Annotated in this window: 2 protein-coding genes and 2 pseudogenes; all 4 read right to left on the bottom strand. The window is 48.2% G+C overall.

The window, feature by feature from the left end:
• Positions 1–56: 56 nt before the first annotated feature.
• Positions 57–1,142: pseudogene (locus ACOTX7_RS23865) on the bottom strand (phage integrase central domain-containing protein); the annotation flags it as partial.
• A gap of 495 nt (positions 1,143–1,637) precedes the next feature.
• Positions 1,638–3,971, bottom strand: a complete 2,334-nt coding sequence (locus tag ACOTX7_RS23860; protein ID WP_221813714.1) for a primase-helicase zinc-binding domain-containing protein — start codon at positions 3,969–3,971, stop codon at positions 1,638–1,640.
• Positions 3,972–3,985: 14 nt separating this feature from the next.
• A complete protein-coding gene (locus ACOTX7_RS23855) occupies positions 3,986–4,309 on the bottom strand; it encodes a DUF5375 family protein (RefSeq protein ID WP_023304676.1) in 324 nt (107 codons plus the stop codon).
• Positions 4,306–4,467 (bottom strand): annotated as a pseudogene (locus ACOTX7_RS23850) (hypothetical protein); the annotation flags it as partial. The gene ACOTX7_RS23855 and the pseudogene ACOTX7_RS23850, both read right to left, overlap by 4 nt.
• Positions 4,468–4,526 lie beyond the last annotated feature (59 nt).

The raw sequence follows: 4,526 nt of genomic DNA, 5'->3' as shown, positions 1-4,526 counted from the left end.
GAAAACACAACCCGCTACGGGGAGACTTACCCGAAATCTGATTTATTCAACAAAGCCACTTCAGATCTGAACTTACCGGATTCTTCTGCCGCTGTTCTTGCAATAGAACGCATACCGTGAGCTACAAGCTCACCTCCAAATCCCATTCGGATGATAGCTGCATTGGCGGTTTGTTCATGCATATGATTAAGCGGCGCTTTAATGCTGGGGAAAACCCATTCTCTATGCCCACTTATTGATTTCATTAATTCAAGGATGCGCAAAGCTTCTTTACTTAAAGGAACTTTGTGAGGCTTTTTCATTTTTATGAAATCAGCAGGAATGTTCCAAATGCTGTTGGTTGTATCAATATCAGACCACCTTGCGCGAACGGCTTCACCCGGACGAACCCATGTCAACAATTGCCATTCAATTAGCATACGTGTTTCCAACCGGATTGACGCATTCGTCAAAGATTCCATAAACCTTGGCAATTCGCTTGGGGGAAGGGCAGGCATATTTTGCTTTTTGGGTTTACTGAATCTTTGGCCAAGGTTGTCAGCTGGGTTGAACTCAATAAGTTCTTCAGTGGCTGCCCAACGGAAGATTTCATTCAGACGGGAAATGATGCGGCGTAGAGTTTCCAATACGCCTCGATGCTCAATAGGATCAAGGTGTTGTTTTAAGAGCTTAGGTCGGATCTCATTGATAGGGACATTACCCAGACCAGGAAAGACATTTCTCTCTAAGCTGCGCCAGATGTCTGCTGCATGGTCTTGTGAGATACCTGAGGTCTTTACCTTCTCATCTAACCATTTCCGTGCTACGGCTTTGAGAGTGTGCTCAGTAGCACTCTTTAATGCCTCCGCCTTATCGTTGTTATGGACTTGGGGATCAACACCATTTGCCAGAAAGGAGAGATATTCGTCTCGTAAGGCTCTGGCTCTTGCAAGGGTAAGGTGAGGATATGTCCCAAGGCTCATTTTGGTTCTTTTCTTGCTCACTGGTACTGCATACCTGAAATACCAATTTTTCTTGCCTCCTTTTGCCAAAGGAGCGATTCGTAGAATCAAACCATCGCCGTCAAATAAGTTGATTTCTTTATCGGCTGGCTTAGTGCTTTTGATTTCAGTGTCAGTGAGCTTCTTAGCGATTTTTGCCATTTGGGACCCTCGATTTTTGGACCCTTCTTAGTGGGTCCCATTCAGGGTGCCATAACTCGTAGTTCTCAGCAATTCTCACTGGACGACAATAGACGTAAAAAAGCCCGCAGAGCTTGTGCTGTGCGGGCTTAGTAGACTTCATTGTACTTCAAACAACTAAAAAGTGGTGGGCTGGCGGAGTATGAATTTGCATAGTATATTGTTGTTTTTATTGTGTATTTATTTTTATAGTCTTTGTTGGTATACCTAAGCGTATACCAATAGCGGGGTGCAATACTTATTTAACTTAAAAACAATCATCCTTAAATAGGTCGTTTTATATTCAAAAAAACAAAAAAATCTTTTTTAAATAAATTGTTCACACTGTTCACTTAGGGTTTTTATCATTCAAAATCAAGGTAATAGAAGTTAACTGTATGGTGAAGAGTGAACAGATAACTCTACATTCTTGCGCCAGCGAAAACAAAACCCGGCATCAGCCGGGTTAGTTGCAAATTATTTTATTGTTGGCTCATCGCACTTGGGTAGCCAGTCTGCATTACTCTCTTCTTTTAAAGTGAGGTTAGTCTGCATTCCCTGATTAGTTCGCCGCTTCTCATAATGTAGCCCGTACTCCTTCAGCATAACTGGTAGCCCTTTGCCAAACATTGTCAGGCTGAGGGTATTTTTATAGCCATTAGCCTCCATGTATACGAGATAGGCATGGTAAAGGTAGGTACGTGGCTGGCGCGGGACAATATTGGCGTTCCCCATAAACATGCCGTTGGTGTCGGGTAATGCCTCAAGATAGCCACAAAAATCAAATGCAGGATCAGCGTCACGCTTGATGGTGAGAGCTTCATCAGAATTCTGCTGCGACTGAAGCAATGTTCTGGCGCTCATCGGATCGCTGAAACGCTGCATGAGCTGGCGAACAATCACAGCCAGTTCTCGTGCAATCTTATCTTTCAGCTGCGGATCGCGTTCTTCCGGTGCTATCTGCTCAGGAAAATGCAGAATAACTCTCCGGCGGGACACACCACCACTACGATCAGTGAAGCGCATAGGATTATTATTTACGGCCAGGATAACCGCCGGAATATGTGTTGAATAAGCATTCTGATATTTGGGGTCCACAGATACTGCATCGCCACCGGTTATAGCCTTAAGCCCGGCGCCATCGCCGCTCCACTTCTCCTGATCAGGCAGGCGAATAAGAGAAAAACCGATCAGAGCCGCACGTTCTCGTGGGGACTCCAGAGTTTCAATTGTCGCTGAGGTGGCGTTATCCTCTCCTGCAAGCATCGTTGCAATTTCAGCAAGGATACTTTTGCCACTTCCGCCAGGGCCAGTCACTTCCAGAAAGAGCTGCCAGTCATAGCGGTTCGCCAGCACCATAAACAGCGCTGCGAGAATAATGTCGCGTTTTGCTGGCTTGTGCCCGGCGGCCCTGTCCAGCCAGCGCCAGAATGCCGGGGCATGAGTTTCAAGCGTTTCCCCATTTACCGGTGGCGTGAAATCGACTTCACACAGGGTACGCAGCCAGTTCTCTTTACAGTGCGGACTAAACAGCCCTGTTCGCGTATCGAGGACGCCATTACGAAAACCGATCAGATGACGTGCCGGATTTTGCTGCTGCGGAACGATTAACTTTAATGTTTCCACCAGTGAGGCAATTTTTCCTGAGGAAAACGGTGCACCGAGGCGTTGAAAAAGGGCTGCGACATCTCGGGCAAAATCTGACTGAGAAATCACTTTCCACGCTCCAGACTCATAGCGGGATAAAAGCTGACCGTTCGGATCAACCGCCAGTGCATCTCTGTAATGCTCCCGAACCCTCTGAGCTTTTTCGCTGACACTCATCGCTGTGAATTCTGCTTCACTCATCGTGTCGAAAGGACTGGCGTTATGTGGCTTCAAAGCCTCAAGAATTGCCTTCCGGGTGGATTCCTCTCCGTAATGGGCAAGCGCATCATTCCAGTCACCAAAAACCGGTGGCAGCACAATGTCACACTGACACGCTTTTGCAGCAGCTTCAGCCCTGTTCTGGCCTGAACCATTCAGATCTCGGTCCGCTGCAATAATTAGCTGATACCCCGGATACTTGTTATGGGCAACGCTGGCCAGAGAAAGAAAGTTGACCGCCGAAAATGCCACCATGACGGCTTCTCCAGTCAGATGATGAATGGTAAGCGCCGTGGCGTAGCCTTCCGCAATCCACATCCTTCTTACTGAACTCCCGCCCCCTTCTATCAGATGATAGGCCTCCTTAACCTGACCTCCTTTAAGAAAACACTTGCTACCATTGCCACTTATAAGCTGAATATTCACCAGCTCCCCGTCAGCGTTATAGAGCGGGACGATCAAATCACCGGGGCGGAACATCACCCCACCGGTTTTATGAGCTGAAGTCAGCTCATGGCAAATATGTTCCGGGAAACCTTTATGTGTAAGATAAGTATTTCCGGCAGATTCACGCGAGGCTTGCAGCAGTCGCGCGGCAAGTGCTGCCGCTGCATCTTTCCCGCTATCGGTATCGGCGGTTAACGTCCTGACTTCGGAATTAGCTATAGACAGGCCATGTGTCATTCCATGTATCCTGTCAGCAGCTTCACTGATATCCACATTCAGTGCCCTGGTGACAAGCGCTAAACCATCCCCGGCTCCGCACTGATTGCAGAACCATGTTCCGCGTCCTTCCTGATCGTCGAAGCGAAAACGATCTTTACCGCCACAGACCGGACAAGGCTGATGGCGATTTTTCAATATATTCACGCCCAGCGCTTGCAGAATCTGAGCCCAGTGACCGCGGGCAGCCTTCACGGCCTGACTGACTTTCATTCCTGACATGATGCAGTTCTCCCTCAGTGTAAAACTGGCTTTTTGATGTGACGGACGCATAACTCATCCATTACGGCTATTCCGAGCTGGGAGAGTGCGGGACAGGACATTAGAGGGCCGGATTCCATCAGGTCTGAAAGCAGGGCGCAGGCGATTTCCATGCCTTTTGTTTGCCCGTGCTGTCGCAGATAAAATCCTTCAAGCTCACGGGCAATAGCGGTTTCAATTTCATCCAGAGTCAGCTGCAGGTGGCGGTTTTGCTGATGGCAGGCACTCAGCCATGCGCAGGCTACCGCGCGGCGATACAACGCAACCCGAAGTGAAAGGGAAAGAGTGCGTGATTTCATTGCACCACCTCCATGTTCATCAGGTCATCCTGGCAACGCTGTACCACGCCATCAAGCTGCTCTGTCATCAGATAAATCAGTGAAACCAGTTGCTCACATTGAGCACCGGCAGGTTTTTCGTAGCAATCCTGAAGAACAGCCATTCCGGTGACAAACTCCCGGCTTTGTTGAATAAATCAGATTTCGGGTAAGTCTCCCCCGTAGCGGGTTGTGTTTT

It is taken from the genome of Enterobacter cloacae complex sp. IR5418, from assembly GCF_049238105.1.
Lineage (GTDB): Bacteria > Pseudomonadota > Gammaproteobacteria > Enterobacterales > Enterobacteriaceae > Enterobacter > Enterobacter hormaechei.
This window is presented reverse-complemented; position numbering and strand designations above follow the sequence as displayed.

What these genes read in the sequence shown, in the direction of transcription:
- ACOTX7_RS23855 (WP_023304676.1), bottom strand. Translation starts at nt 4,309, where the DNA reads ATGAAATCACGCACTCTTTCCCTTTCACTTCGGGTTGCGTTGTATCGC.
- ACOTX7_RS23860 (WP_221813714.1), bottom strand. Translation starts at nt 3,971, where the DNA reads ATGTCAGGAATGAAAGTCAGTCAGGCCGTGAAGGCTGCCCGCGGTCAC.